Annotated in this window: 18 protein-coding genes and 4 pseudogenes; 10 read left to right on the top strand and 12 right to left on the bottom strand. The window is 67.9% G+C overall.

Annotation, left to right across the window (positions count from 1 at the left end):
• Positions 1–425: 425 nt before the first annotated feature.
• Entirely contained in the window at positions 426–734 is a 309-nt protein-coding gene (locus IE109_RS32095) for a hypothetical protein (protein ID WP_189554883.1), read from the bottom strand.
• Positions 735–1,669: 935 nt separating this feature from the next.
• Here IE109_RS32095 and IE109_RS32090 point away from each other — a divergent pair.
• Together IE109_RS32090 and IE109_RS32085 are read left to right on the top strand one after the other, a co-directional pair.
• Complete coding sequence (locus IE109_RS32090) at positions 1,670–4,225, top strand: DEAD/DEAH box helicase (protein WP_189554886.1); 2,556 nt, start codon at positions 1,670–1,672, stop codon at positions 4,223–4,225.
• 505 nt (positions 4,226–4,730) lie between these two features.
• Positions 4,731–5,309, top strand: a complete 579-nt coding sequence (locus tag IE109_RS32085) for a snapalysin family zinc-dependent metalloprotease (RefSeq protein WP_189554882.1) — start codon at positions 4,731–4,733, stop codon at positions 5,307–5,309.
• A 272-nt stretch (positions 5,310–5,581) separates the two neighbouring features.
• On the opposite strand, the gene IE109_RS32080 is transcribed toward IE109_RS32085, so the two are convergent.
• The 3 genes from IE109_RS32080 to IE109_RS33605 form a co-directional block, all read right to left on the bottom strand.
• Positions 5,582–6,649 carry an arabinan endo-1,5-alpha-L-arabinosidase gene (locus IE109_RS32080; protein WP_189554881.1) on the bottom strand — a complete coding sequence of 356 codons (1,068 nt, stop codon included), beginning with the start codon at positions 6,647–6,649 and terminating at the stop codon, positions 5,582–5,584.
• Between the two features lie 260 nt (positions 6,650–6,909).
• Positions 6,910–7,533, bottom strand: a complete 624-nt coding sequence (locus tag IE109_RS32075) for a hypothetical protein (protein ID WP_189554880.1) — start codon at positions 7,531–7,533, stop codon at positions 6,910–6,912.
• A gap of 232 nt (positions 7,534–7,765) precedes the next feature.
• Complete coding sequence (locus tag IE109_RS33605; protein WP_373297811.1) at positions 7,766–7,951, bottom strand: phosphoribosyltransferase family protein; 186 nt, start codon at positions 7,949–7,951, stop codon at positions 7,766–7,768.
• A gap of 3 nt (positions 7,952–7,954) precedes the next feature.
• On the opposite strand from IE109_RS33605, the gene IE109_RS33820 reads away from it, so the two are divergent.
• Positions 7,955–8,083 carry a hypothetical protein gene (locus IE109_RS33820; protein ID WP_268251499.1) on the top strand — a complete coding sequence of 43 codons (129 nt, stop codon included), beginning with the start codon at positions 7,955–7,957 and terminating at the stop codon, positions 8,081–8,083.
• A 53-nt stretch (positions 8,084–8,136) separates the two neighbouring features.
• The gene (locus IE109_RS32065; RefSeq protein WP_189554879.1) at positions 8,137–8,592 is read left to right on the top strand and encodes a VOC family protein; all 456 of its coding nucleotides are present in this window, start codon (positions 8,137–8,139) and stop codon (positions 8,590–8,592) included.
• Positions 8,593–8,610: 18 nt separating this feature from the next.
• Here IE109_RS32065 and IE109_RS32060 read toward each other — a convergent pair.
• Both IE109_RS32060 and IE109_RS32055 read right to left on the bottom strand, forming a co-directional pair.
• Positions 8,611–9,345, bottom strand: a pseudogene (locus IE109_RS32060) (transposase); the annotation flags it as partial.
• Positions 9,346–9,876: 531 nt separating this feature from the next.
• Positions 9,877–10,578: a hypothetical protein gene (locus tag IE109_RS32055; protein ID WP_229891863.1), complete on the bottom strand. Its 702-nt coding sequence runs from the start codon at positions 10,576–10,578 to the stop codon at positions 9,877–9,879.
• 172 nt (positions 10,579–10,750) lie between these two features.
• On the opposite strand from IE109_RS32055, the pseudogene IE109_RS32050 reads away from it, so the two are divergent.
• A pseudogene (locus tag IE109_RS32050) lies at positions 10,751–11,530 on the top strand (IS5 family transposase).
• Here the strand turns inward: IE109_RS32050 and IE109_RS32045 are convergent.
• Positions 11,506–11,841, bottom strand: a complete 336-nt coding sequence (locus IE109_RS32045) for a hypothetical protein (protein WP_189554878.1) — start codon at positions 11,839–11,841, stop codon at positions 11,506–11,508. The pseudogene IE109_RS32050 and the gene IE109_RS32045 overlap by 25 nt on opposite strands.
• 414 nt (positions 11,842–12,255) lie before the next feature.
• Here IE109_RS32045 and IE109_RS33600 point away from each other — a divergent pair, with 414 nt between their 5' ends.
• Both IE109_RS33600 and IE109_RS33595 read left to right on the top strand, forming a co-directional pair.
• The gene (locus IE109_RS33600; protein WP_229891861.1) at positions 12,256–12,732 is read left to right on the top strand and encodes a hypothetical protein; all 477 of its coding nucleotides are present in this window, start codon (positions 12,256–12,258) and stop codon (positions 12,730–12,732) included.
• 75 nt (positions 12,733–12,807) lie between these two features.
• Entirely contained in the window at positions 12,808–13,398 is a 591-nt protein-coding gene (locus IE109_RS33595; RefSeq protein ID WP_229891859.1) for a hypothetical protein, read from the top strand.
• 18 nt (positions 13,399–13,416) lie between these two features.
• Here the strand turns inward: IE109_RS33595 and IE109_RS33590 are convergent.
• Positions 13,417–13,611: pseudogene (locus IE109_RS33590) on the bottom strand (helix-turn-helix domain-containing protein); the annotation flags it as partial.
• Positions 13,612–13,861: 250 nt separating this feature from the next.
• The gene (locus tag IE109_RS32035; protein ID WP_229891857.1) at positions 13,862–14,110 is read right to left on the bottom strand and encodes a DUF6199 family natural product biosynthesis protein; all 249 of its coding nucleotides are present in this window, start codon (positions 14,108–14,110) and stop codon (positions 13,862–13,864) included.
• Between the two features lie 1,176 nt (positions 14,111–15,286).
• On the opposite strand from IE109_RS32035, the gene IE109_RS33815 reads away from it, so the two are divergent.
• The gene (locus IE109_RS33815) at positions 15,287–15,415 is read left to right on the top strand and encodes a hypothetical protein (RefSeq protein ID WP_268251498.1); all 129 of its coding nucleotides are present in this window, start codon (positions 15,287–15,289) and stop codon (positions 15,413–15,415) included.
• A gap of 1,156 nt (positions 15,416–16,571) precedes the next feature.
• On the opposite strand, the gene IE109_RS32030 is transcribed toward IE109_RS33815, so the two are convergent.
• Entirely contained in the window at positions 16,572–16,964 is a 393-nt protein-coding gene (locus IE109_RS32030) for a hypothetical protein (RefSeq protein WP_189554877.1), read from the bottom strand.
• A gap of 313 nt (positions 16,965–17,277) precedes the next feature.
• Between IE109_RS32030 and IE109_RS32025 the strand changes: the two genes are divergently transcribed.
• The gene (locus IE109_RS32025; RefSeq protein WP_229891853.1) at positions 17,278–17,622 is read left to right on the top strand and encodes a hypothetical protein; all 345 of its coding nucleotides are present in this window, start codon (positions 17,278–17,280) and stop codon (positions 17,620–17,622) included.
• Between the two features lie 450 nt (positions 17,623–18,072).
• Positions 18,073–18,572, top strand: a pseudogene (locus IE109_RS33580) (helicase associated domain-containing protein); the annotation flags it as partial.
• Positions 18,573–18,847: 275 nt separating this feature from the next.
• On the opposite strand, the gene IE109_RS32015 reads toward IE109_RS33580, so the two are convergent.
• Both IE109_RS32015 and IE109_RS34190 read right to left on the bottom strand, forming a co-directional pair.
• Positions 18,848–19,429, bottom strand: coding sequence for a hypothetical protein (locus tag IE109_RS32015; protein WP_189554874.1), 582 nt, complete (start codon positions 19,427–19,429; stop codon positions 18,848–18,850).
• A 489-nt stretch (positions 19,430–19,918) separates the two neighbouring features.
• Positions 19,919–20,242 (bottom strand): chaplin family protein, encoded by a 324-nt coding sequence (locus IE109_RS34190; RefSeq protein ID WP_189554873.1) that lies wholly within the window; start codon positions 20,240–20,242, stop codon positions 19,919–19,921.
• Between the last annotated feature and the right edge of the window lie 1,016 nt (positions 20,243–21,258).

Genomic DNA, 21,258 nt, shown 5'->3' with positions numbered 1-21,258 from the left:
CCGCGGAGCGGGTCCCACATCGCTGCGCGATGTGCAAGCGAACACCCGCGCTGCGCGCGGGTGTTGCGCTCCCGCTCCGCGGGAGCGCTGGTGGGCCGCTGCGCGGCCCACCCAACCCGACCGCTGTGCGGTCGGGTTGTCGCTCCGTTCGCTGCGCTCTCGGAGCTGCGGGGGACTTCGTCCCAGCAGCCGGTCTTCCGCTTCGCTGCAGACCGGCTGTGGCGGGTCCGCTGCGCTCCCCCGCCATGGGCTTTCCGGCTTCGCCTTCAAGCCTGTGGCCCGCTGACGCGGGCCGGGCTGGTTACGGGGGCGGGCTTGTCGGGTCAGGCGTTGGCGTGGGGCGTGTCTGACCAGCGGTATGGGCTCCCTGGGGAAAGCTGGTGTTCCCTCTGATGCTTGGCGTGGGTCGCCTGCGATGAGCAGGGTCAGAGGTCGCTGTTGATACCGGTGACGGCCGGCGGGCCGAGCGGGGCGTCGGCTTCCGTGATCCCCGCCTCCTTCAGCGCGGCTGAGACGAGCCTTGTGGCGTCTAGCTCGGCCTCGTACCGGTCTGGGGCGTCGACCTCGAGGCGGACGGAGAAGGTGCCGTCCTCGTTCAGTGTGAGGAGGTTCAGACCTTCACTCTTACTGACGTCCGTGTGCTGCGAGGCCAGCTTTCGTTCGAGGGCCGAGCGCGCGGAGTCGGTGATGTCCGAGATGAATGTGCCGGGAACAGTGATGACAAAGGTGGTCATGGCGACTCCTCGCGTGGGACGGGGCTTGAATGTCGTCCTGCTTGCCTCATTGTCTGTACTGAACGCGTCGGGCCATGTCTGACGTGCCTGGGCGATGAGCGGGTGACACCTTCACTTCTACTCACGTTTAACCACCTGGCCGCCAAGGGGACATGCGGTCACCCGTACGCGCCCCGAAATCCAGGCTTGCGCATGCACGGCTCAGGCGTTTGCGTGGCGTGGGGCGATGGCTCGTCGGGCGGCGTGATGTGCCGGCTTGCGTCCCGGGGCGGCCTGGAGGCGCTGCAACCACAGGGACGCGGCGCCGAGCAGGCCGGTGAAGACCGCCAGGATAGGAGCAGGGAGACCCACATCTGCCGACTCCCGGGATGGGCCCGTCCCGTCCAAGCCGCGGCAGTCGCCCACAGCAGGGCGCCTGCCATGTAGAAGGTACGGACGCGGCGCAGCTGCCGTACGGCCCGCAGGGGCATCGGGTGTTCAGTCTTCGGTGCCATGTCGGCCCGTGTACCCCGATCTGGACTGCTCATCGGGCGGTGGCAGGTGGAAGAGGGGGCTGGGGACGGGTGGTCGGGTCGAGTGTGGGCGTATAACGGGGTTGGCCATCCGGGGGGGCGGCCTGAATGGTCGTCAACCCTCGAACGGCTTATCGGTAGGGCAGGATCAACGACTTTCAACCACCTTGGGCGGGTCCCGTAATTTCTGTGTGCTTCATTCTTCTAGTAAAGATAGACTCTGGACACAGAACACACCACCAGGGACTGCTCTGGAGACGTTAAAGGGATCTTCCATGCGGCTTTGCCGGTGCTCCGGCGAGGATGGCAACCAGTCGACCGAACCGGGTCCAACCGTAGCCCTGGTAGCTCCTCTACGTGCAGGTTTCTTATTTCTCTTCGTTCGGGTCGACCGGACAGCAGCCCAGGAGAAGGCAGACCGATATGTCGAGCCCAGGCCGCGCTGATCAGCGCGAGGCGGCCCAGCGAGAAGCCATTGACGCGGTCCTGCGGGTCCTCGAATTGCCTGCAAGATCGCTGGTGCCCGAGCGAGGGCTTAGAACGCAGGTGATCATGGCGACCGGGTCTGGGAAGACCCGGGTGGCGGCCCGCAGCGCGGAGGAGCTCCATGCGCGCCGTGTGCTGGTGCTTGTACCGTCGCTCGACCTGCTCGCCCAGACCGAGGCCGCGTGGCGCGAGGCAGGCCGCCGGGGGCCGATGATCGGGGTGTCCTCGCTACGGGGTGAGGAGGTGTCCTTCCCCAACACCACGGACGTGGACGAGCTGGTCGCCTGGGTGCGGCCGTTCGACAAGGTCACCGTGTTCGCCACGTACGCTTCCCTCGGGCTCGGCACCCTGGAGCGCGCACACGCCGCCGGCCTTCCGAGGTGGGACCTGATTGTGGTCGACGAGGCGCACCGGACTTCGGGTCGGCTGGGCAAGCCGTGGGCGGTCGTCCACGACAACATCCGCATCCCGTCCCTGCGGAGGCTGTACATGACGGCCACGCCCCGGCTGTGGCAGCTCGGGGACGACGACGAGGCCAGCGCCCCCGGTGAGCTGGTCGCGAGCATGGAAGACGACCCCGACGGTCCCTTCGGCAGCAGGGCGTTCACTTTGACGCTCTCGGAGGCTATCGACAGGGGAATCTGTGCTCCCTACCAGGTCGTATGCGTCGACGTCACCGACACCGCGCTCCAGGCCGCGCAGCTCCTGGGCGCCGAGAGCCGGTCGGCAGAGGTCCGCGGGGCGCGGCTCGCCGCTCTGCAGACCGCGCTGGTGAAGGCGTCCGCGGAGGAAGGGTTCAGGCGCACGTTGGTCTTCCACCACGTGGTGAAGGAGGCCGAAGCCTTCGCGGCTGGCCTCCCCGACGTCGCCTTGCGACTGCATGATGCTGATCCGGAGCTGTATCCGAAGACGATCTGGGCGGAGTGGCTGTGCGGGGAGCACAAGCCGCTCTACCGCCGGCGCGTCCTGGACGAGTTCGCGGCGGGGATCGCCATCGACGGGACCGTCGTGGAGAAGGGTTTCCTGGGGTCGGTTCGGGTGCTGGGCGAGGGCGTCGACACCAAGAACTGCGACTCGGTGTATTTCGCGGATGTGCGTGGCTCGATGCCCGACCTCGTCCAGGCCGTGGGCCGGGCGCTGCGGATGCAGCCAGGCGAGGGCAAGGTGGCCAGCCTGGTCGTGCCGGTGCTGCTCGGGCCGGGCGAGACAACGGACAACATGCTCACCAGCAAGGCGTTCGGCGGGTTGGCGAAGCTGCTGGAGGCGCTGCGTGCCCATGATGCCCGGGTCGTCGAGCAGCTCGCCGAACAGCAGGCGCAGAGCCGGGTGCGGGGCGTTCAGAGCCGCAGTGAAGAGCAGGAAGGTGAGGGATTCGAGAGCGATCGAAGCGGCCGTGGTCTGTCGGTGCCGGCGCGGGCGCTGTTGAAGTTCTCCACCCCCCGCGACCCGGCGCAGCTGGCTGCGTTCATCAACCTGCGCGTCCTCGACCCGGAGCACGAGCACTGGCGGCACGGGGTGGAGGCCGCCGTCATCTACCACCGGCTCCACGGCGATCTGCGGGTGCCGTTCACGTTCCGTGTGCCCGGCCGTGACGAGCAGGAAGCCGAAGCCGGGGGGTGGCCGGTCTCGCTCGCCGGTTTCCCGCTGGGGCAGTGGATCGCCGACGCCAGGCGCTTCTACGCCCGCGGAGACATGGACGAGGAGCGCATCGCGCAGCTGGAGAAGCTCGGCATGGTGTGGTCGCACTTCGACGTCGCGTGGGAGGAAGGTCTCGCGGCGGCGCGTGGGTGGGCCGAGGAGAACGGGCACCTGCTGGCGCCGCTGGACGCCACCTACCAGGGATACCGGGTGGGCATCTGGCTGAAGAACCAGCGGGCCGCCGCCCGCAAGGCCACAGGGGTCGAGCAGCGGCGTGCCGAGGGACTGCCCGTTCCGTCGTCGGCCGGGGCGCTGTCGGCGGAGCGGCGCGAGCAGCTGGAGGACATCGACCCGTCTTGGTGCCCGGCCTGGCCGGTGACCTGGCAGAGGTGCTTCCACCTCGTGCGGATGCACCTGGACTCGGGCGAGGCGCTGCCCACCGAGGCGGACGGGGTCGTGCGCCGGGGCGAGGATCTGGGGCGGTGGGTGCAGTCGGTCCGGCTGGGCTGGGACAAGCTCACCAGTGTGCAGCAGTGGATGTGCGAGCAGGTACTCGGGATCGAGCCCGCCGGCGAAGACGAGAAGCCGCCCCCGCGCCGCACACAGGCCGACAAATGGGCCATGAACTACCAGGCCGCCAAGCAATACTACGAGCGCGAGGGACACCTACGGGTACCCCGGAAGCACGTCGAGCTAATCGCCGTCGGTGGCGATGCGAGGGCCGGCAGCGGCGAGGGCCAGGAGGAGCGGGAGCTCCGGCTCGGAGCGTGGATCGGGAACCAGCGCAGCCGGGCCGCCACACTGTCCCCGGAACGGATGGAGCAGCTCTCCGCCATCGGCATGCGATGGGTGTAGCTGGATCAGTCGTCGTCGTCACCGCGGCCACCGCGCTCGCGGCCGGCTATCTGCTCGGGCGGCTGCGCCCATGGCGGCGTCTGGGCGACAGGGCAGCCGACCAGGGCCGCTGTCAGCCCCGCGTGCCTCGCACTGGCCGTGACGCGCTATACAGGCATGTTTGACGGTCCGACCACCATCCTATGAGGGCGCGTCGGGGGCTCAGCCCGGGGAGACGGCCCCACGCGCTCGCGATTCCGGCCGGGTGAGCAGACGAGAGGGCGGTGCCTCATCGCGACTCGTTCCTTCAGGGGCCGCCGCTCGGGCTCCTGCGGCTCTGCTGCCGGCATTCTGCCGAGAAATTTGATGTCAGGTACATGACTTGTGCGGATGGTTGGGCATACCATCGCAACGCCGGAGGGGCGTCCGACGGTGCATCCGGCCGTCACCGGACCACCCGTGCCACTCCTTCGCGCACCACCCGGCCCCGCCGGGGCCGGATCCCCCCACAGATGAAGGAGCAGCAATGCCCCTCGGTATTTGGCTCAAGGCAGGCACTTCCGCCACAGCACTTGTCCTTGCTATGGCGGGCGCCGCGACCGCCGCCACCGCTCCCGCGGGTGAATCATCCACCGTGCAGGCAGCAGCGGTGACCCTTCGCTACGACGACAGCCGCGCCGCAGGCTGGGAGGCCGCGATCGCGGCCGGAGTCGCCTCATGGAACGCGAACGTGAGCAACGTCCGTCTGGTGGAAGCAGCACCCGGCTCCGCGGCCGAGATCGTGATCGTCGCCACCACGGGCTGGCCGCAGGCCACGCTCGGCCCTGTCCGTCCGGGCCGTCAGGTCCGCGTCGAGCTCGGCAGCCAGGCCGTTTACCAGGGCTACAACAAGACTCGGATCGCCGCTCACGAACTGGGGCACAGCCTCGGCCTGCCGGACACCAAACCCGGGCCCTGCTCACAGCTGATGTCGGGGTCCAGCGCCGGCACGGCCTGCACCAACGCCACGCCGAACACTATAGAGCGCTCCCGCGTACAGTCCGCCTACGCGAGTGGAACCGCCGCGCTCGTGCCCACCGGCCAGACCCTCATCGACGCGCCCTGACCACACGGCCGCCGAACGGACGGGCTTCCCGGCGGCCTCGGCGAGAACAGTGACCTCTACGCCGCGCCCTACGACACCGAGGTCGAGTCGGGGCGACTAAGGACGCCGTTTCTGATGCGTGATCGCTCGCTGAGCGGGTCTGATCGAGCGGTTGGTACCGGACGAGTTGTGGGTGCTGTTTCGGCGGGTGGCCCCGCCGACGGAGGTCGTACCCGCGGGAGTGCGCAGGCGGTCCTTGCGTGAACCGCCGCCTCCTCGCCGCCGAGCGCCGGTCAGTACGCGGAGGGCCAGCCGCCACTCCACTTGAGCAGGTTGAGGCCGAGCTTGGGAGCACCGCCGTCCCTGCCGTCGTAGTAGTGGTAGACGAGCAGGTCCTTTCCGCCGTCGGCCATGATGTCCTGCCCGCCGGGGCCGATCACGGATCCGTGTGATGCCATGACCACGGTGCCACCGTCCTTGTTCATCGCGACGCCGTTGCGGTCGTAGTACGGCCCGGTGGGCTTGGTGGCCCGGCCGACTTTGATCTTGTACGAGGAAGTGGTACCGCTGCAGCAGGTGTCGTACGAGGCGAAGAGGTAGTAGTACCCGTTCCGCTTGACCACGGTCGGGCCTTCCACCGCCCTCGGTGCCGTGGAGCGCGAGGCGAGCGAGTGGCGGGTGGTGTCCCCCGCGTACGGCTTGCCGGTCTTCGGGTCGAGGCGGATCATCTTGATCCCGCTCCAGTGGGAGCCGAAGGCCAGCCACCACTTGCCGTCGCTGTCGACGAACAGGTCGGGGTCGATGGCGTTGTAGTCGCTGCCGGCTTTGGAGGAGTAGACGATGCCCTGGTCCTTCCAGGTGCCCGGCTTGCCGGTCGTGGAGGTGGCGAGGCCGATGGCGGAGGTGTTGGAATGAAATGTGGAGACGGAGTAGTACATCAGGTACCGGCCGCCGTGATGGGAGAGATCGGGCGCCCACGGGTCGTTCTCGGTCGAGTAGCGCGACCACCAAGGGGGCGGTGAGGAGAAGGCGTTGGCCTTGCGGCTGAAGGCGACGCGGTCGGTGGAGGTGCGGACCTCCAGATAGCCGTGGGTGGAATGGAGCAGGTAACTCCCGTCGGACGCCCGCAGCATGGTCGGGTCGTGGACGACGACGTCGCCGGTGACCCTCCCGGGGCCCGGGTAGGCCGACGCGCTCGACGGTACCGCCGCGGCCTTCGGCTGCACGTCCTGTCCGAACATCCCGAAAGCCGTGCCGTAGGCCAGGGCCCCTGCGGCGGCCAGCGCCAGCGGGATCCCTGAAATCAGGGCCGTCCTCCTTCTGCGATGCCGCGCCTTACCGTGGCCGTGCCGCTCAGTCATGCGTGTCTTCCCAATCTGTACGTACGTGGGGGGCGCCCGCGAGGAACGGGCTGCTCCTCAGTCGCCGCAGACTCGAGAATGGTTGCCAACCCGCCGAAAAATGCTTGCCTCCAGCCGCTGCCCCCAGGGCACAGGGAAACGGCCGGCCCCCAGCTGCCCGGCGCGCTCCTCCCGCCAGTTGCGGTGATTCAGAGGCACTCATGGAGTGGGATGAGGTGCAGCGCGGTGTTCCCATCCTGCCTGCGCCGCAGGCCAGGGCCTCAGGCGGCGAATGAGTTGGTGTGGCCGGGCAACTGCTGCCCCGGGCGCAGGAATCGCTGGCTGCCCTGTTCGTCGCGCACCGCGAGGTACCCGGCGTCCGTCAGCCGCTGTGCGATCTTCCCGCGGCGGGTCGCGCCCACCGTGAACGCCACGGTGAAGAGCAGCGCGACCGCCCCGCCGGAGGCGACTGCCTCGAGCGGCGACCTGTCGATGAGCAGGAGGGCGGTCAGGACCGCGCAGGCGAGGTAGCCCGTCACCTTCTGTCTCCGGTCGGCTGCGTACAGGGCCATGACGTCGAAGGTGATGAGGTCCTTCAGCACGGCCACGGCAGCGACCGCTTCGGGGAGCGGCTTAAGCGAGCCTTGCTCCAGCCCCGGCACTGTCCCGCGGTTGCCCGCCTGCGGATGGGCGGTGATGGTGGCCGCCTCGCGGACGCGGGCGTCGGGCTGCGGGTCCCGGTACATCCGGACCTGGATGAGCGAGTTCTTGAACCCGGTCCTGTACGCCTTGCCGTACGTGTAGCCGTACTGCTCCGCCACGTGCGCCAGGGCGGCCGCCTTCGGCGTGGAGCCCTGAGGGGCGATCTCGACAATTTCCTGCTGACGGGCGATCTGTTGGAGCATCCCCGCTATGTGACGTTCTACCGACATCCTGTTCCCCGCCCCCTTGGGGCCCCGCGCCTGGGGCCGACCGGCGCACAGCCTAGTGGTGCTGGTGCATGTTCTTCACGACCACGCCCTCAACGGCGGAGACCTCCGCCCAGTCCTCCAACCACTCCCGGGCCCTGGCCGGCTCGGTGGTCATCGGACACAGCGTCTAGGGCACTGACAGACGGAGGCGTGTCTATCCGGTGCCTCAGCCGCCAGGCCCACTCGCGCCGGTGAGGTCATCCGCTCCGGGGGACTCTTGCGAGAACCCCCTGACTTCGGCGGCACCGGTCGCCCGGAGCCGCCGGGCGACCTGCTGGAGCTGTGATCCGCTGGTGAAAACGTCGTCGACGAGGAGGATCGTGGCCCCCTTGATGTCGCCGGTGTCCTCCAGACCGTGCTCTTCGCCCTCCGGTTCATCCCGGAGTCCCGAGACCAGCAGGCCAGGCGCCTGGACCCGCTGGGCATGCTGCTCTCCAGTGTGGGTCTGCTGCTGATCGCCTACCCGCTCACCATGGGCGGCTAGGGCCTGTTGTGCAAGTGGATCGTCTGTCAGTCCTGCCTGGGATGCTCCCGAACATGGAGATGACAGTGCAGCTGACGATCGACTGCTCGGATCCGCAGAGAATGGTGACGTTCTGGGCCGAGGCTCTCGGCTACGTGCCTGAGCCTGCGCCGGGCGGGCACGGTACGTGGCGTGCTTACTGGGCGGCGGTGGGGGTGCCCGAGGCCGAGTTGCCGGCCGGTGCCGGGGACATACCGGAGTCGATCATCGATCCCGCGGGACGCGGACCGAGGGTATGGTTCCAGCAGGTTCCGGAGCCGAAGGCCGCCAAGAACCGGTGGCACTTCGACCTGAAGGTCGGTGGGGGCCGTGACGTCCCACTGGACGTCCGCACACAGCGGGTCAAGGCCGCGGTGGAACGGCTGGTCAAAGCTGGCGCCACCGTGCTGCGGATCAAGGATGAGCCGGACATGGGACTCTATGCCGCCGCGATGCAGGACCCCGAGGGAAACGAGTTCGACGTCGTCTGAGGGCCGTTGCGGCGGTGCTGGTCGCAGCCATTCGTTGATGGCTGCGACCAGCACCGCCGCTTCGTAGCGGACAGCGAGTTTGTCGTACCGGGTGGCCACGGCCCGGTGGCGCTTGAGCCGGTTGATCCCGCACTCGACCGCGTTCCGCTGCTTGTAATCGGTCGTGTCGAACTTCGGTGGTTGATCCCGCACTCGACCGCGTTCCGCTGCTTGTAATCGGTCGTGTCGAACTTCGGTGGCCGACCGCCACGCGAGCCGCGCTTGATGCGGACCCGGTCCGCCGGGACCGGGATCGTGGCCTTGATCCCGCGTCGGCGCAGGTAGAACCGGTTGCTGCGAGAGTCGTACGCCTTGTCGGCCCGTACCCGGTCCGGGCGCTTGCGCGGCCTGCCGAGTCCCAACCTCGGAACCCGGATGGCTTCCAGGACCGCTTCGAACTGCGGGGAGTCGCCCCGCTGCCCGGCCGTGATCACGACCGACAAGGGCTTCTGCCCGGCAGACGGTGGAGTCGACGTTGACCTCCCAGGTGATCAGGCCCTTCGCGCCCGCCTCGGCCTGGAGCTGCGTCAGGATCCTCGCCCAGGTGCCGTCCCGCTGCCAGCGCCGTTCGGGCACGTCCCGCCAGGGAGCACCGGTCCGGGTCCGCCACCGTATGCCGTCTATCAGCTGCCGCCGCGTCCACACTTGCGGCCGCCCCGGCTTGATGCCCGTCGGCAGCAACGGCTCAAGCCGGGTCCACTGGCCGTTCGTCAGATCCCCACGTCCCACAAGACGTGATCATCAACGAACGGCCCGCATGGAGCTTCCCCATGCTCGCCGCGGGTGCGGTCGTGCTGGCCGTGTTCGTGGCCCAGCAGCGGGCGAAGACCGCCAAGGACGGCTCCGCGCTGGTGGCGCTGTCCCTCTTCAAGAGCAAGGCGTTCGCCGGCGGGCTCGCCGCCCAGTTGGTCTTCGGTCCGGTCTCCGGCGTGTTCCTGCTGACGTGGGTGCTGTTCATGCAGTCCGGCCTCGGACTCACGCCGGGGCAGTTCGCGCCCGCTTCGGTCGCGATCTCCATCGGCGGCATGGCCGGCGCGATGCTCGCCTCCAAGTGGGCCGGAGCCCACCTGCGGCGCGTGCCTCAGGCCGCTCGGGGCCGGTTAGGGCTTCTCCGGCCGATCATGTGGCTCCTCCGCGCACGATTCGTCCCTGTGGGCAGGGGGCGGGGTGCTCCGAGCGATGCTGATCGTTCCCCGAGTCCTGGTTGCCGGACCTTGATACCGGGCCCAGCGGGCCGGGAGCGGATCACTCGGGCTGCGCGGCCGAACGCGGGTCGACGGTGTCGATACGTTCGGCGAACCGACGGACTTGGTCCTCGACGGGTTCGCTCCCCGTGACGGCCATGGTGTAGCGGCGAAAGGCCGTCGCGAGGGACGAATCCTCGACGCGGAACCGCATCGTGATATGGGCCTTCTCGCCACGATCGCCGACCGAGACGCCAAGGCCCCAGGGCTCGGGCAGGCAATTCCACCGCTGGTACCAGTCGAGGGCGACCAGTGCCCGGGCCAAGAGGCGTGCAGCGGTGTCGACCGGCTCCTCCCAGCTATGGTCGGCGGAAACGCGGTCCAGCTCAGCGTCGTACCGGTCGGCGTCGAAGTGCGAGTCCGGCGGCAGTGGCACCCGGATGTCGTCCGTATTTTCCCACGTCCACACCACCAGACCACCACACCGCTCGATGGTCACGAAAACGCCCCCGCAGCAACCGGTGTCGCAGTAGTTGTTCGACAGCTCGACCCGCCGCGGTTCGCTACCGGCCCTCAGCGGCCACGTTTCGGGCGGGCCGATCAGCATCTCGTGAACGAGACTCGAATCGCTGTCGGGATGGATCGTCTTCACGACATCCACCCCGTCGACCATCAAACGGATCCGCGCCGACGATCCCCATGCCCCCGGATCCGCGGGGACATGGCGAAGGGAAAGGACATTGAACGGCTCGGAAAGCTCCACCTCCTCATGATCACACCTTCGGACCGGCGGACCCGTCGGGCGCCACCACCGGATGAGCGGACGGATCGCCCATCGCATGGCGGACGGCGTCCGTGTCCCCGGAGCCTGGCGCCGTGCGAGCATCTTGACGGGCAGCATGATCAGCCGACTAGGCCGTGTCTGACAATTGATCTTGTGGTGGGTCGTTGGTGAGCTGACGGATGCGACGTCGGAGCGGATAGCTCCGCTGTTGCCGGGTGTTGATGGGCGGGGTCGTCCGTGGCGGGATCACCGGCAGGTGATCAACGGAGCGTCGTGGCGGTTGCGGACGGGTGCTCCGTGGCGTGACCTGCCCAAACGCTTCGGCCTGTGACAGACGGTCTACGAGCGGTTCGCTCGCTGGGAGGCGTACGGGGCCTGGGCCCGCCTGCTCGAGGAGGCCAAGGTCCGCGACGATTCGGTCGGGGCGGTGGAGTGGATCGTGTCGGTCGGCGCCACGATCAACCGTGCCCACCAGCACGCCGCCGGCGCCCGCAAAAGGGGCAGCACGAGGGGACGAACTGGAAGATCCGCGCATGCACGCAGGCTGGCCAGGCGCTCGGCCGGTCCCGCGGCGGGCTGACCACCAGGGTCCACCTCGCCTGCGACGGCCGAGGACTGCCTCTGGCCGTCCTCGTCACCCCGGAAAACGTCAACGACTCCCCCGCTTTCGACACGGTCTTGAACGTACTTCGGGTGCCCCGGCCTGACGTCGGGCGGCCGGGCCGGCGGCAGACCACCGGCCTTCGACCGCGACCTCTACAAGGCCCGAAGCGTCGTCGAACGCTGCTTCAACCGGCTGAAGCAGTTCCACGCGATCGCGACACGCTTCGACAAACTGGTTGCCCGCTTTCGGGCCGGGCTTCACCTCGCGTCACTCATCCTCTGGCTTCGCGAACCACGGGATGATCAGTCGCCGACAAACCATAGGTAGCTGCCTGGCGTCTTCGAGCAGGACTGCAGCAGCCTCTCAAGGTCGAGGACGGCCGCCGTCTGGGATGGTCCCGAACACTGCTTCAACAGGTCAGGCACCTCCCGCAGCGCAGCTTGTGCCTGTTGCTCGTTGAGCAACGTGTCCCCGTAAGGATCCACACGCGCAAGGTTGCCTTGATGGGTCTCGTTCATGCCGAGTAGGACGTCGGCCAGCTCGTCGCCATGCGCGTACGACCCACGGATCAAAGTCCCCCTGGACCGATCCCAGTCCAGTACAGGCCGGTCGGCATGCAGTTCTATCTCGACGCCCACGGTGGATTCCCTTCGAGTGGCTGCACCGAGCAGCCAAGTTGCTGGTGGTCAGTGAAGCAGAGGCCGCCAGCGACCGTAGATCATTTGTCAGACAGGCCGTACGGGGTGAAGTACCGGACGGTGCGGAGGGCCGTGAACTCCGCCTGGCCGGAGCCACGGAAGACGCTCCCGCCGCGAGCTACCGCGATCGCTCCGTACAAGTTCGTGATCGACCGGAGGCTGCGGGCGGACCTGGATGCGCCGCGCAAACAGCGGCACACGGTCACCCGGATCTTCCAGGGCTCGTCGAGGAGAACGGTGCCGAGGACATCTCCTACCAGATGGTCCGTCGCTACGTTGCTGACCGGAGGCCCGAGATCCTGGCAGCGTCCGGGAAGGCGCCGGTGGAGGCATTCGCCCCTCCACCAGCCCGGCATGGAGGCCGAGGTCGACTTCGGCGACGTCAAGGTGTGGCTGGCCGGCGAACTGGTCTCCTGCTACCTGTTCTCCTTCCGCCTGTCCTACTCGGGCAAGGCCGTCCACCGCGTCTTCTCCTCCTGCGGGCAGGAAGCGTTCTTCGAAGGCCACGCGCACGCGCTCCAAACGCTGGGCGGTGTCCCGCGGACCAAGGTCCGCTACGACAACCTGAAGTCCGCGGTCGCCCAGGTCCTGGGACTCAGCCGGGCCCGGGTGGAGACGGACCGGTGGATCGCGTTCCGCTCCCACTTCGGCATCGAAGGCGCCCACGAGAAAGGCGGGGTTGAGGGACAGATCAGCTACTTCCGCCGCAACCACTTCACGCCCGTCCCGGAAATCGGCTCGCTCGCCGAGCTGAACGAACTGGTCGATCAGTGGGACCTCCACGACGGACGTCGTCGCATCGGGGCGAGGCCGCGGACGATCGACGAGTAGTTCACCGTCGAACAGCTGCTGTTGGCGCCCCTGCCGGACGAGCCATTCGAAACGGGCCGGTTGTTCACGCCGCGGGTGGACCGCTACAGCCAGATCACCGTCCGCACGGTCGACAACGGCGCCAGGAACTACGGCAACGGGGCCTGGCTGGTCGGCGAGACGCTCGTCCGCAGCCGGTACGACGCGGTCGGTGCCTTCGACGCGAGGACGGGCAAGGTCCGCTGGGAGTACGCCCCGCCCGGGCAGGAGCACATCTGCGCTGTCAGCCGCCGCACGGCCGGCTCCGTCCTGCTGAGAGGCGAAGGGGCGGAGCTCAAGAGGATGACGAAGCTGAACGAATCCGGAGCCGAGGTGCGAGCGAAGCTGGTGAACCTGGTGCCGTTCGGCACCAACGGCTACGCGAACGCTGTCTACGAGTGGCAGTCCCCCGAAGGCTCCGGCCGGCACCACCGGGGTGTGAACATGGGCCACGCCCACGTGGTCGGTCAGCGGTACCCCCTCGTATTCGACCCGCGGAACACGAAGTGCGTGCACCTGGGCACACAGGTCGCGGTCCGCAGAGAGTGCAAGCGCCTCAAGCGCCAAGTGCGCCATATGCGGAGGATGGCGCTCCTGTCCTTCGTGGCCGGCGCCTTGGCGACGGTGGGGCTGATCATCAGTCCCTGACGGCCGTCGGCGTTCGAACGGGAGACGTCGTTTGATCTGGTCGCGGACGTAGCGCTCGACGGTGTGCTGCGAAACGCGGAGAAGTTGCGCGACGGCTTTGGTGCTGCCCTCGTGCCGGCGGACGAGGTGGCGGACCTGGGCGCCGGCGGACTTCGGGATAGGGCGGGTGAACGCGCCCTCCAGGGCCCGATCCCACGCGCTCCATACCGGCACAGGCCGACAGGGAGCCTAGCCGCCGGACAGGGCCTGCCGCCGATCTTCTGGGGGTGGGCCCGGGAGCGTATCCGGAAGCCATCATTCCTATACGAACGCGAGGCTCCGTTCACTGCGCTCCCGGAGAGCGGCTCCCGCTGCGCTCCAACCATCCAGGGAACACTCTGCGCCCTGGAGGCCGACCCCACTGAGGGCGGGGCGGCCGGCGGGCACGCGGTCCGAGTGGCTACGGGACCAGGGTGGTGTGGGCTTAGAGCTGCTGGATCAGCATCCATATGACGAGTGCCAGGAAGAGCACTCCGACCACCCGGTTCATTGCATAACCCTTGCTCGTGGGCTCGGTCGCATCGGGGTTCTTCACCCAGCCCCTCTGGAGGCGAGCGTTGGCCTTCCAGAGCAGTTGCGGTCGTACGACTTGGATCACCCCCATGACCAGGAAGATACACAAGACCAGGGCGAATACTGGACTGCCGCCATCACTGTCCGTGGCAGCCTGCACTACCGCATCATGACTCATGAAGGTCGGTTGCCCCGGCCCTGAACTGAGTAACGAACATCTCCAGACAGAGGCCCGCTGCGCGAGGCAGTCAACGGGTTACGAGGAGGAAGTAGCTGGTGGGCCCTTCAGTGCTCGCGTGATCCGCCTGTTCTTCCTGAGCTGATACTGGCTCCCCAAGAGCATGAGCGGGAAGAAGACGGTTCCGATCCCCGTCCAGGTCACGGTCCAGGCGCTGCGATGGTCCTCTATCAGTGCCATGACAAGTGCGAACGCTTCGAGAAGCGTGAACCCTGCGAAGACCCAACGGCTACGTCGAAGCTGTGTGACTGTCCGCTCCGGAAGGGGATATCGAGTCCGCCACTGTATTTTCATGGTCTCCCAGTCCCTGGTCATGCTGGACAGGCGGCCTGCAGCGCAGCCTCGGAGCAGTCGCGTAACCGACTCAAGGGCTCGGTTGCTTGCGTCGTGCCGTGCGGTTGGCGGACAGGAGACAAAGCCACACGAGAACTTGACCGGCTGCAAAGGCGATAGGACCAGGGCCATCACCGTCAACCACCCGCCACGCTAACAAGGCGATGCTGATACATAGCATCGGCCAGTAGACCCATGACCTCCATCGGTTCCCCGGTTTGGCCCAAGACCGCGGAACATGATGGTCGGAGCGTTGCATTCTGCACTCCTCCTGCGCGGCTACCGCGTTGCCGCCGAGGACCCGGCTGACCCTCGGATAACGGATACGAACGACCTGCCATACCCACCGCCCGCCCTTGGCCGGGGGCCACCGACAGAGTGATGGGTTCTCAGGCAGGGACATGGCGGCCAGCACCGGGCGCCTTATGCGGAGCGGCGTGGTGCACGGGCCGGCCGGGCGCGGGAACTGTGAGGCGCCGCAGGGACAGGCTCGCGGTGGCCAGCAGAACGGTGAAAACGGCCAGGAGGAGGACGGACACCCACATCTGCCGGCTCCCGGGTGCCTGCCAGCCGGTCCAGAGAACGGACCCTGTCCACAGTGCAATGGCCGCGGCATAGAAGGAGCGGATACGGCGCAGCTGCCGTGCGGCCCGCAGGAGCTGGATGTGTTCGGTCTTCGGTCCCATGCCGCCCGTGTACCCCGACATGCGATACCCATCACGGATGGGTGGGATCTTGCCGAGGGACTCCTCGCGAGACGTCCGCATGCTGCATCTCGCGGCCGACGACGGGGAGATGAGGCAGCGGGGCGACGAGCGAGACGCCGTACGGGGGTCGACGGCGCTGGGGGTGGTCGACGGGCAAGCACTGATGGCCGGGACGGTCGACGGCTGACCGGAGCGGCGGTCGACGGCGCGGTGGCCGGATGGTGACGGGCAGCGTAGCGACGGCACCGTACGACGGTCGATGCCGGGACGACGCCCACGCCGGCAAAGGCGCGGCAGCAGGACAGCGCGGCGGGGCGGCAGGACACGGCGGCGGCGCCTCCGGTGGCCGATGGCGACGGGGCAGGACGGCAGGACACCACCTTCCGCGGTCGAAGCAACGGAACCGGCAGCCAGAGTGAGAACGCACCAAACTGTGACAGCGTCACCTCCAATGCGATAACGCCCCAGGACAGCGATTCCCCACGGATCTCTCACCTCCAAGACAGTGACCCACACCCCGAAACCGCCACCGACCAGCATCAGCACACCCCGGCCTACTGTCTCTCACCGCACTGTCACGAAACCGAGGGGTCGCACGTGAAGCTGGGCGTATGGATTTCGAACGCACGTGTCAGACGCGAGAAGCTCACCGCTGGCCAGCTCACCGCAATCGCGGCGCTGGGCGTGGGCTGGGCGTGACACCGGCTGTGGCTGGTCGTTGAACAGGACGGTCAAGCGAAGTGCACCGAGAGGCCCCGGGCGTAGCGCCCGGGGCCTCGTGCTGTCAGCGGCCGGCGGCTCCGCCGGTCATGGCGCGGGCCTGCAACGCGAGGTGCGACACCGATTCCACGAACCTCTATCCGAGGCATCACCGCAGGTCAGAGCGCCATGCGCGCGGTGTTGCACTGAACGTGTCGCCCTGGCCGCTTGCGATGCTGCGGCCGCTCCGTGGCGTGAGGCCCTTGATGACCTGGACGAAGACGTCCTCGCCGAGGCTGCCGCCGAAGCGCGGGCCTTCGGGCGCCGGCCCGGCGGCCGCCGTCGACGAGTTGGTGCGCGGCCTGCTCGGGCAGTTGGCCGACTGGCAGCAGTCGATCGGCGAGCTGGGCCGCGCACTCACCACGGCAGCTGAAGCCGACCGCTACCCGGCTGGTCCACCGCCGCCGGCCGCACCCCCGAGGACATCGGGTGGCGCCAGGCCCGCACCACGCTGCTCGAGGCCGTCGCACGCCACCACCAGCTCACCTGCTCGCTGCCATCGTCGAGCCGGGCGGTGAGCCGGAGCTCCCAGCCACCCGTAACGGACGCTTCAGGGGCGCGGTCATCCCAGAAGGCTGCGCGGGTCAGCGCCGCCGGCCGCCGCCGATGCGGCGGTCGTCGGCCAGTGCGGTCAGCGGGCCGAACTCGCGGGCAAGCTGGCTCCACGTCAGGACCTCGCCACAGCGGGCCGGGAACTCCTTCGGGTTGAACTCGGGCATGGTCCAGGTGCCAGTGCCCCGGTCCCGCAGCCACAGGTCCCCGTCACCGTCGACCACAGTCGGCGGGACCGGTACGGGCTCGGCCTGATCGGTGGGCTCCCAGGTGACCCGGCCCGGGTGGGAAACGCGGCGCAGCTCGGTGGTGGCCAGCCGCGCGGCCAAGTCACGGGTGGACTCTTCGGCGTCCTTGACCGACGCGAGTCGGAATGCGTCGTCAAGTACGGGCAGGGCGGGATTCTTGCTGCGCTTTGAACTCATACGCTGACTACCTCCGGTGGGGGGCGTCACATCCGTTATGGCACCCCGTAGAGCAACACGGTATCCGAGGCGGGAGCCGGGCCAGGCCTCCTCCGCTGGAACGGTCAGAAGCCCGCCGACGCCCAGGAAGATGCTCTGCGCCAGGTCAGCGACTTGTTGGGTGAGGCGAGGAAGGCACTTGACACGCTGACGAAGTAGCTGGAAGCAACCGTCCAGCCCACGGTTCAGTCCCCGCTCGGGGTGACCCGTGCTGGCGTGTGAGGATCCGCCTGTGGAGTGCGATGTGTGCGGGAGGTCGATGTGGCGGTGGCCGGTGCCACCGACGGCCTGGTCCTGTTCCTGGTGCCACCCGGCCAGCCATGTGGGCGGCGAATGGTTCGAGGTTTCGCGCCCGCCGTATCTGCGCATAGGGATGCGCTGGGAGGAGGCCGTCGTCGCGGATGGCCTTGCCCCTGGTACCTCCCACTCATTCGGCATCTCCGACAAGACGCTGTGCGGCATCCAGGAAGCCGGCATGTCACCGTCCGACTACTGGTGGCTGCCGGAACGGGAAGACGCCTGCGGTGCCTGTCGGGAAACGGCGGGCGTCATCGATGACCGCTGGCCGCGGGCGATGAAAGGCGAGGACGCGCGGGTCAGCGTGGCCCTGCGGCTATGAGCCCTTCCAGTTCGGAGTCGATGCTCGGGTGTGTGAACAGGCACGCCCATGGCAGCCAGCCATCCCCATGACGGGCATCCGGCGGCAGCAACTTGGTCCCCGCGCGACAGCCATGATCACTACCACGGTGCACTCCGAGCAGGAAGAGCCCTCCCATCCCTGCTGACGCCCATCCGATGTCACCAGCCCACCCATTCACACAACTGTCAGCACCCAGCCCCTGCCATCACAGCTCTGACCAGCAACAACACATCGCAAGCTGTACCGACCGGCAACCAAATGACCCGCAACATCAGCAAAAACGTCGGCACCAAATCGGCATTCCTGACAGCAGCCGAGTCACCCACGACAACCCACCGAAGAGCACAGAGTCCGATACTCGCCCACTGACATCACGATGCCGAACCACCATCGACAAAATCCCGCAGATCATCAAGCTGGCGGCGATCGACCCCGGACTGGAACTGCCCCTGGCCGCTGGACTGGCAGCGGCACTACCGCGTCCTCGCGGACCTGGTCGACGCCGACGGTGTTCTGCCGGCCATCGAACCCGGGGTGCTGTTCGAAGGCGACGACATCGGCAAGTGGCTCCAGCGGCAGAAGCAGCCCGGCACCTGGGCACAGCTTCTCCCCGACCAGCAGCAGCGGCTGTCGAAGCTGGGCGTACAGCCCGATCAGGCCCCGGCACCCGCGGCCACGCGCACGACAAAGGGCCCGACCAAGGCACAGGCAGCGTTCCAGCGAGGCCTGGCCGCCCTCACACAGTGGGTGGAACGCGAGGGCGACCGGCCCGTGCCAAGGGGCAACAGCGAACAGATCACCGTCGACAGCGACCCGGAGCCGGTGACCGTCAAGCTGGGCGTATGATATCGAACACAAAGACGAGGCGCGACAAGCTCAGCGCGGAACAGCTGGTTGCGCTGCGGGAACTCGGCATGCAGTGGGCGTGATCGCCGCCGTTGTGGTGCCAGGACGCCGCCTGTACGGCTCCCCAGAGCCGTGATGGTCCCGGGGACTCGTACCTGTGTGACTGCAACGCGGTGGCGCAGTACAGAGGAAAGCCCGGTCGAGCAGGCCGGAGCGTGCATGCCAGCCCTGGTTGACGGTCCCGGCCAACTTCCTCCGCTCCGGGTCGATGGGGTCAAGGTCGGCGACCTGGAAGTTCAGGACAAGTCCTGAACCCTACGACCGGGAGGATGCCGCCCTTGAACAGCGGGTCGGCTGCTCAGAGGATCTGCAGGTTGACCAGTCCGGAGGAAGTGTCCAGGCCATCTGTGGTGAGGCATTCCAGAGTCTGGGTGGGTGCGGCGGCCAGGATGATCTCGATGGTGATCGTCGATCCCTGGAAGTCACCGGACTTGATCTGGCCGGTGAGGACCAGGACGGAGTAGCCTCCGGGGCGCAGGCCGACTCCGGCGGTGAAGTCGAAGGTGCTGGAGCTGGTCTGGTCATTGGTCCAGTTGATCCGGCCGTTTCCGGTGGAGTTGCCGGTGGTGCACGACAGTGGTCCGTTGCCGGTGAAGAGGATCGCGCCGTTGGTGTGGTCCGGCGGCAGGCCCAGACACGGGCCGATGGCGCCGCTTGCGGACAGGGCGACCTGCCGGGGGGTGAGCGTCAGGCCGGGCTTGTAGGAGGTGGTCTCGTAGCCGGGGCATTCCAGCAGAGCAGCCGCCTGCTGGCTCGTGCTCGTGGCGGGTGCAGCCGGGACGGCCTGAGCGGTAGGCGTCAGCCCGAGGGCGAAGAGGGCGGCCGCACTCGCGGTGAGGGCACCGTACCTGCGTATACCGCCGCGCTTGAGCAACTGCATCACAGAGCCTCTCTGTCAGAGGGACATGCACAAGTCGGCATCCGCCACAGGAAACGGATCGCGCGGACCGCCGCTACAGGCGACTGTGCCGCACCACCGTCCCAGCCCCGTACACGACAGACTATGACCCAAAAGGAGGAGCGCACGGAGTGCACACCACCAACCATCGAATGCGCCTCTATGCGCCCTCGGCCCCACTGTGGACAGCCGAGAGGCTTCGTAAACAGCGAACTCCGGCGGGTCTGCTCCACCGCGTCGACGCCGGTCTCCGGCCCCAGGAGACGGCCATCCATCCGGCCGGTACGGAACGGCCGCGGATGCGACCTCGATGCGGCGGGCACGGCGACGGAGCGCGACCGGGTACAACGGTCCGCGCGACGCACCGCCCGTACCCGGCCCCTCAGTGCGTCGGCGACGAGACAAGCCCGCTCGTACGGAGTTGCGGCCCGCTTACGGGTCAGCGGGCGCAGCACGGCCTGGCCCTCGGTGTCACACCGGGTACAGGGCCCGCAGGTCGGCGGTCACGATCTGTTCCTCCAGGCCCGCTGCGTCGCCACAGTGGTTGAGGGGGCTGCCAACGGGGAGGCCGAGGAAGTTTCCGCCCGCTGTGCCGGTGCCGTCACTGGTGAGCCCCTCGGCATGCGTTCCGGTGTCGCGGTTCGCGCAACTGGTACCGAAGGCGGGAGAGAGAAAGTCGCCGATACCGCCGGCGGATCGGGACCGGCCACAACTACGCCTGTTCCCACGGTGGCGGCAAGGACAGTCAGGACCCTCACGGTCATACGCGTCATCATGACATCCACAACGGACCACACAAGCTTGTGTCGCACATCAGCCATGTGAGGCTTAAGTGAGCCAGCTTGGTCATCTTGGTGTGGCCGGTGAGTCGGTTCGGGTAGACAGTTGGGATGACACCGGCTGACGTGTCGTGCGAGGTGCGCCAGCGGGTGATCGAGGACGGCCGTCAGGTGCGGGGTCGGGCAGCTGACGGTGCGGGGGCCAGCGCTCGCAGATTGTCCGGCCGTCGGCGCAGTCCGACGCGGCTCATGTCCCTGTCGATGCCAGCCAGGTAGTCCGCGCCCAGGGGCAGTTTCCAGTTCGGCTGCCAGATCACGCCGACCACCGTGATGGGCAGGTGCGGGAATCCGAGGAGGAAGTCGAGGCAGCGCTCTCGCAAAACGGCCGCACGGCTCGGGGCTGAGTGGGACGCCCTGCTCCTTGCGCTCTGTGCCAGGGAGCAGGGTTCGCAGTCGGTGTGCGGGAAGGCGTCCACCTCCCCGAGAACCACGTGCGCCGTCGCGACCGTCCCAACGCGCGTTTCATCGAGTTGGCCGAATGAGATGACGCCTGGGTTCGCAGAAGGAGCGTGGCAGTCGCTGAGGCGGTCGCACGCCCCCTTGGACCGCCTGGGGCGGCCCGTACGACGTCGAGCATCACTACATCGACCGTCCGCTCCTGCCTGCCCCACCCCCTGACACGTCTGCCCCTTGTCCAGCACGTGAGCGCCTGTTCGGAGCCGTCCCGGGCAGGGCGCTCCGGTGCGCCCTCAGCTTGATGTATTCGGCACGCTTTATCTGCCGTTTACGTGGCTGATTCTGGGTAGTCGGGAGCTAGGAGCGTTGATCTTGACGCGGCGCTTCCGCCCTCGTGGAGTGCACGAGGTGCTTCGCACGGACTGGATGGACGCATCGCCATGAGCATGGAAAACCCGCTCGGTAACCCGGCCCACCTCTCGGGCAGCGACCCTGTCGCGCATCGGCCCCGCCGTCTGTCGACCGAGACGAAGTCGGCTCTGAAGACGACCGAATTCTTCATCTACCTCGCCTCCG

Origin of the sequence: Streptomyces lavendofoliae, assembly GCF_014649735.1 — a bacterium.
Classification (GTDB): Bacteria; Actinomycetota; Actinomycetes; order Streptomycetales; family Streptomycetaceae; genus Streptomyces; species Streptomyces lavendofoliae.
This window is presented reverse-complemented; position numbering and strand designations above follow the sequence as displayed.

What these genes read in the sequence shown, in the direction of transcription:
- IE109_RS33600 (WP_229891861.1), top strand. Translation starts at nt 12,256, where the DNA reads ATGGAGGCCGAGGTCGACTTCGGCGACGTCAAGGTGTGGCTGGCCGGC.
- IE109_RS33815 (WP_268251498.1), top strand. Translation starts at nt 15,287, where the DNA reads ATGCTGCATCTCGCGGCCGACGACGGGGAGATGAGGCAGCGGGGCGAC.
- IE109_RS32065 (WP_189554879.1), top strand. Translation starts at nt 8,137, where the DNA reads ATGGAGATGACAGTGCAGCTGACGATCGACTGCTCGGATCCGCAGAGA.
- IE109_RS32080 (WP_189554881.1), bottom strand. Translation starts at nt 6,649, where the DNA reads ATGACTGAGCGGCACGGCCACGGTAAGGCGCGGCATCGCAGAAGGAGG.
- IE109_RS32090 (WP_189554886.1), top strand. Translation starts at nt 1,670, where the DNA reads ATGTCGAGCCCAGGCCGCGCTGATCAGCGCGAGGCGGCCCAGCGAGAA.
- IE109_RS32030 (WP_189554877.1), bottom strand. Translation starts at nt 16,964, where the DNA reads ATGAGTTCAAAGCGCAGCAAGAATCCCGCCCTGCCCGTACTTGACGAC.
- IE109_RS32085 (WP_189554882.1), top strand. Translation starts at nt 4,731, where the DNA reads ATGCCCCTCGGTATTTGGCTCAAGGCAGGCACTTCCGCCACAGCACTT.
- IE109_RS32015 (WP_189554874.1), bottom strand. Translation starts at nt 19,429, where the DNA reads ATGCAGTTGCTCAAGCGCGGCGGTATACGCAGGTACGGTGCCCTCACC.
- IE109_RS32075 (WP_189554880.1), bottom strand. Translation starts at nt 7,533, where the DNA reads ATGCTCCAACAGATCGCCCGTCAGCAGGAAATTGTCGAGATCGCCCCT.
- IE109_RS32095 (WP_189554883.1), bottom strand. Translation starts at nt 734, where the DNA reads ATGACCACCTTTGTCATCACTGTTCCCGGCACATTCATCTCGGACATC.